5 protein-coding genes are annotated in these 5,662 nt (G+C 73.6%); all 5 read left to right on the plus strand.

What is annotated here, in order from left to right; all coding sequences use genetic code 11:
* A partial coding sequence (locus DEIPI_RS27670; protein WP_157463403.1) for a glycoside hydrolase family 36 protein occupies positions 1–1,199 on the plus strand: 1,199 nt, incomplete at its 5' end.
* On the plus strand, positions 1,199–2,284 hold the full coding sequence (gene galT, locus DEIPI_RS0101710; protein ID WP_045233430.1) for a galactose-1-phosphate uridylyltransferase: 1,086 nt from the start codon (positions 1,199–1,201) through the stop codon (positions 2,282–2,284). The genes DEIPI_RS27670 and galT, both read left to right, overlap by 1 nt.
* A complete protein-coding gene (locus DEIPI_RS0101715) occupies positions 2,281–3,369 on the plus strand; it encodes a M24 family metallopeptidase (RefSeq protein WP_027480647.1) in 1,089 nt (362 codons plus the stop codon). Before galT ends, DEIPI_RS0101715 begins: the two co-directional genes overlap by 4 nt.
* Positions 3,366–4,460 (plus strand): galactokinase, encoded by a 1,095-nt coding sequence (galK, locus tag DEIPI_RS0101720; RefSeq protein WP_045233431.1) that lies wholly within the window; start codon positions 3,366–3,368, stop codon positions 4,458–4,460. Before DEIPI_RS0101715 ends, galK begins: the two co-directional genes overlap by 4 nt.
* Positions 4,461–4,585: 125 nt before the next feature.
* On the plus strand, positions 4,586–5,650 hold the full coding sequence (locus DEIPI_RS0101725) for a LacI family DNA-binding transcriptional regulator (protein ID WP_084473869.1): 1,065 nt from the start codon (positions 4,586–4,588) through the stop codon (positions 5,648–5,650).
* Positions 5,651–5,662 lie beyond the last annotated feature (12 nt).

A 5,662-nucleotide genomic window follows, 5' to 3' on the forward strand; every position in this document is an offset into this window, starting at 1 on the left:
AGGACGGCGCGGTGCGCCTCACCTACACCTTCGAGGGTGACGGCGACGGCGAGGCCCGCCTCGCGTTCTCCGACGATCCCGTCACCCTCGTGGAGGAACTCGCCGCCGCGATGGGGGGGCGCATGAACGCCCGCACGCCCGCTCCGCTGCGGGTGTGGTGCTCGTGGTACTCGTACTACCGGAACGTCACGCTGCCCGACATGCTGGACAACGCCCGCCGCGCCCGCGAGCAGGACCTGCCCTTCGACGTGTTCCAGCTCGACGACGGCTTCCAGGCCGCGATCGGCGACTGGCTGGAGCCCAGCGCGCACTTCCGGGGGCACGCGCGCGACCTGCCCGCGCGCCTCACGGAGCTCGGCTTCACGGCGGGCCTTTGGCTCGCGCCGTTCATCGCGCGGCCCGAGAGCGAGCTCTACCGCGCCCACCCGGACTGGTTCATCCGGGACGAGGCGGGCGGGCCGGTGAACTGCGGCGACAACTGGGGCGGCCCCTACTTCGGGCTCGACGCGACCCGGGAGGACGTGCAGGACTGGCTGGAGCACCTCGCGCGGACCGTCACGGCCCAGTGGGGTTACCGCTACCTCAAGCTCGACTTCCTCTTCGCGGGCGCCATGCCGGGCCGCCGCGCGCGGGACGTGAGCCGCGCCGAGGCGTACCGGACGGGACTGGCGGCCCTGCGGCGCGGCGCGGGCGACGACACCTTCATCCTGGGCTGCGGCGCGCCTCTCGCGGCGAGCGTCGGCCTCGTGGACGCGATGCGCACGGGCCCCGACGTCGCGCCGCTCTGGGACGACTACGCCCGCCGCCTCTGGCTTCACGACTCGACGGGGCCGGCCGCGCGCAACGCCGTCGTCACGAGCCTCGCGCGCTGGTACCAGCACCGCTGGTACCAGCCCGACCCGGACGTCATGATCGCCCGGCGCGAGCTCAGCCTCCTGAACGACGACGAGCGCGGCGCCCTCCTCGGGCTCCTCGACGTCGTCGGCGGGCTGCGCGCCAGCAGCGACCCGCTGCACATGCTGGGAGAGAGGGACCTCGACCTGCTGCGCGCCTCGCTGCGCGTCACCACCCCCGACCGCCCCGTGGACCTGCGGGACCACGGCGGCGTCACCGTCACCCGCTTCACGCGCGGGCGCTTCAACATGAGCGATCTGCCAATGGACGGGGTGCCCGCTCACGCCTTCACTGGGGAGGGATGATGCACCGCCAAGACCACCTCAAACCCGACGGACGCCGCCTGTGGCTCTACGGGCGCCGTCCCGTGACCGTGGAGGGCGACATCCCGTCGCCCGGACTCGAACCGCCCGCCAACGCCTCCCACCTGCGCTGGCACCCGCTGCGCGGCGAGTGGGTCGTGTACGCCGCGCACCGCCAGAACCGCACCTTCCTCCCGCCGCCCGAGTACAACCCGCTCGCGCCCACCCGCGATCCCGAGAACCCCACCGAGCTCCCGCAGGGCGACTACGACGTCGCCGTCTTCGAGAACCGCTTCCCCAGCCTCGTGCCGCACCCGGCGCCCGCGCCGGAGGTGCCGGGGGTTCGCACGGCGCCCGGCCTCGGCGCCTGCGAGGTCGTGGTGTTCACGCAGGACCCCTCGGAGAGCCTTGGCGGCCTCGACGTGGACCACGTGGACCTGCTGCTGCAGGTCTGGGCGGACCGCACCCGCGAGCTCGGCGCGCGCGAGGGCGTCGAGTACGTCCTGCCCTTCGAGAACCGCGGCGTGGAGGTCGGCGTGACCCTGCACCACCCGCACGGGCAGATCTACGCCTACGACCACCTGCCGCCCATCCAGGCGCGCGCCCTCGACCTCGCGCGGCTCCACATGGAACGCACGGGGGAGAACCTCGGCGTGACCCTCGCGCGCGAGGAACTCCAGACCGGCACGCGGATCGTGTCGAGCGGCGAGCACACCGTCGCGTACGTGCCGCCCTTCGCGCGCTACGCGTACGAGACGTGGATCACGCCGCGCCGCGCGGTGGCGTTCCTCGCGGACCTCAACGACGACGAGCGGCTGGAGCTCGCGACGCGGCTGCGAGACACGCTGCGCCGCCTCGACGCGCTCTTCAAGGTCCGCATGCCGTACCTCATGACGATCCATCAGGCGCCCACCGACGGGCGCGACTACCCCGAGTGGCCGCTGCGCATCGAGCTGTACCCCGCGCTGCGCGCGCCCGGCAAGCTCAAGTTCCTCGCGGGCACCGAGCTCGGCGCGGGCGTCTTCGCGAACGACGCGCTGCCCGAGGTGAAGGCCCGCGAGCTCCGCGAGGTCGAGGTGCCCGCTTGAACCGCGTCACGGAGGTCGCCGCGAAGCTCGGGCGGCTCCTCGACCTGATCGAGACGTCCGGCGCGGACGGCGTGCGTCTGCGCGGCAGCGACTGGTTCGCGTGGGCCACGGCGGGCGGCTCGAACGTCGTGGTGCTCGCCAGCGAGACGGGCGTCGCGGAACTGCTCGTGACGCGGCAGGGCGCCTTCGTCCTCACCGACGAGATCGAGGCGCGCCGGATGCGTGACGAGGAGATCGTCGGGCCCATCACCGTCTGGTCGCACCCGTGGGCGCAGCCCGAGGAGCGCGAGCGCTACGTCCGCGAGCTCTGCCCGGGCCGCGTCGTCAGCGACCGCCCCGGTCCCGGTGAGGAACTCCTCCCGAACGGGGCGCTGTCGCTGCGCCTCACGCTCCTCGACGGGGAGTCCGACCGCTACCGCGACGTGGGCGCCCGCGCCGCGCGCGCCGTGAGCGAGGCGATGCGCGCCGCGCGGCCCGACATGACCGAGGCGGACCTCGCCGCCGAGGGAATGCGCGCCCTCGCCCGGCACGGCCTGGAGCCCGCCCTCGTGATGGCCTCCGGGGAGCGCCGCTCCGCCGAGTACCGCCACGCCGTCACAAAGGCCGAACCGCTCGGCAGGCGCGCGATGCTCGTCGTGTGCGCCCGCTCGTACGGGATGTACGCCAGCCTCACCCGCTTCGTCAGCTTCGGTGGGCTCGACGACGACCTGCGCGAGCGGCACCGCTGCGTCCGCGAGGTCGAGGCGGCCCTGTGGGACGCGAGCCGCGTCGGGGCGCGTCTCGACGACCTCTACCTCGTCGCGGAGCGCGCCTACGCCGCCGTGGGCGGACGCCGCCCGATCCTGGAGCACCACCAGGGCGGCGTGAGCGGCTACCGCGCGCGCGAACTGCTCGCCGCGCCCGGGGTCACGGACGTGCTGGAGCCCAACATGGTCCTCGCGTGGAACCCGAGCCTGCCGGGCGCGAAGATCGAGGACACCGCCCTGCTGCACATGGACGGCCGTCTGGAGAACCTCACCCTCGACCCCTCGTGGCCGACCGTCACGGCGCCGCACGGCGAGCGCCCGGACGTGCTGGAGTTATGATGCCCACCCCTTTCGAGACGAAGTACGGCCACGCGCCCGCGGTCACGGCGCGCGCCCCCGGCCGCGTCAACCTCATCGGCGAGCACACCGACTACAACGACGGGTTCGTGCTGCCCACCGCCATCCCGCAGCTCACCACCTTCGAGCTCTCCCGCCGCGAGGACCGCAGCGTGCGCGTCCACGCCGCCGACCTCGGCGAGGACGCCACCTACGAGCTCGGGGCGGAGCGCCGCACGGACGGCTGGATCGACTACGTCGCGGGCGTGACGCAGGAACTCGCGCGGGACGGGCACGAGATCGGCGGCTTCGACGCGCTCGTCACGTCGGACGTGCCGCGCGGCTCGGGCCTGTCGAGCTCGGCGGCGCTGCTCGTCGCGCTCATCCGCGGTCTGCGCGAACTGTACGGCTTCGACATGGACGACGTGCAGGTCGCCCGCCTCGCGCGCCGCGCGGAGAACGGCCTCGTCGGCGCGAACGTCGGCATCATGGACCAGATGGCCTGCTCCCTCGCGGGGGAGGGCGAGGCGCTCTTCCTCGACTGCCGCGACCTCAGCTTCGAGCGGGTGCCCCTGCCCACGAACGCGGACCTCGTGGTGCTGCACTCCGGCGTGGAGCACAGCCACGCGGGCGGCGACTACAACACGCGCCGAGCGGAGTGCGAGCGCGCCTGCGAGCTCCTCGGCGTGGGAAGCCTGCGCGACCTCGGCGAGGACGACCTGGACCGCGTGAACGCCATCGAGGAGCCCTACGCCCGCCGCGCGCGGCACGTGATCACGGAGAACGCGCGGGTGCTGCGCACCGTCGCCGCCCTGCGCGCCGGGGACCTGGAGGAGGTCGGAAGGCTCTTCCTCGCGTCGCACGCGAGCATGCGCGACGACTACGAGGTGTCCGTCCCGGAGGTGGATCTCATCGTGGAGCTCGCGTCCGCGCTGGAGGACGTGTACGGCGCGCGCCTCACGGGCGGCGGTTTCGGCGGCAGCGTGGTCATGCTCGCCCGCCTCGGGCGGGGCCGCGCCGCCGGGGAGAGCGTGGCGGCGGAGTACGCGCGCCGCACGGGCCGCGAACCGAAACTGCTGACCCCAGGCGAGTAGAGACGCGTCGACGGCCTCCGCTCAAGCGAGGGGCCGTCCCCGAGCGTAAGGCGCCAGGCGAGTAGAGACGCGTCACCGCGCCCTCCGGCGGTCCTCCCGCTCCCGGCTGGCTTACACTGTGGTTGATGCGTAAATCCAGCACGGCCGGCCCCGGGCGCGGGGCGGTCACAGAGCAGACGGCGGGCGCGGCCCGCAAGCCCACCATCCAGGACGTCGCGAGACGCGCCGGGGTGGGCGTGGGGACGGTCTCGCGCGTCCTGAACAACCACGACGCGGTGCGCGGCACCACCCGCGAGAACGTCCTGAAGGCCATCGCGGACCTGAACTACACCCCGAACCCGCACGCCCGCCGCATCGCCGGCGGGCGTTCGTACACCGTGAGCGTGATGCTGCCGCTCGTCTCGACGGAGTTCTACCTGCGGCTCCTCAACGGCCTGGAGAGCGCGTTCCAGGAGGCGCGCTACGACCTCGCGATCTTCCCGCTGTTCGACCGGGCGCGGCTGGAGCGCTACCTCAGCAGCCACACGCTGGCGTACCAGGCGGACGGCCTCGTGATGGCGAGCTACAACCTCGCGTCGCTCTTCCCGCAGGGTCGGCTGCCGACGCACCAGCCGGCGGTGCTGGTGGACGGGCACGACGAGTCGGTGGACTGCGCGTACGTGGACAACGAGCTCGGCGGGGCGCTCGCGGCGCGCCTCGCGGTGAAGCTCGGCGGGGAACTGCGGGGCCTGTGGCTGGAGACGGAGTTCGATCACGTCTTCGAGACGCTGGTCCTGTCCGATCGCCGCAAGGGCTTCACGTCCGCGCTCGCGGAGGCGGGCCGGACGCTGGCGGGGGAGTACACCTGCAGCCTGAACGCGCAGGCGGCGCGGGCGGTGGCGGCGCAGCTGCTCGACGAGGCGACGCTGCCGTGCACGGTGTTCGCGTCGGCGGACCTGCTGGCGGGCGCGGTGCTCGACGAGGCGGCGGCGCGCGGCCTGCGGGTGGGGGAGGAGCTCAAGGTCATCGGCTTCGACGATCAGCCCTGGGCGGCGGCGCGTGGCCTGACGACGCTGCATCAGCCGGTGGAGGCGATGGGGCGCGCGGCGGCGGACCTGCTGCTGACCCGCATGAGCGGCTACGACAGCGCGCCGCGCGCGCGGCGCTTCGAGCCGCACCTCGTGGAGCGCGCCTCGACCGGTCACCGCTGAAACGGGAAGCGC

It is taken from the genome of Deinococcus pimensis DSM 21231 (assembly GCF_000519345.1).
Classification (GTDB): domain Bacteria; phylum Deinococcota; class Deinococci; order Deinococcales; family Deinococcaceae; genus Deinococcus_A; species Deinococcus_A pimensis.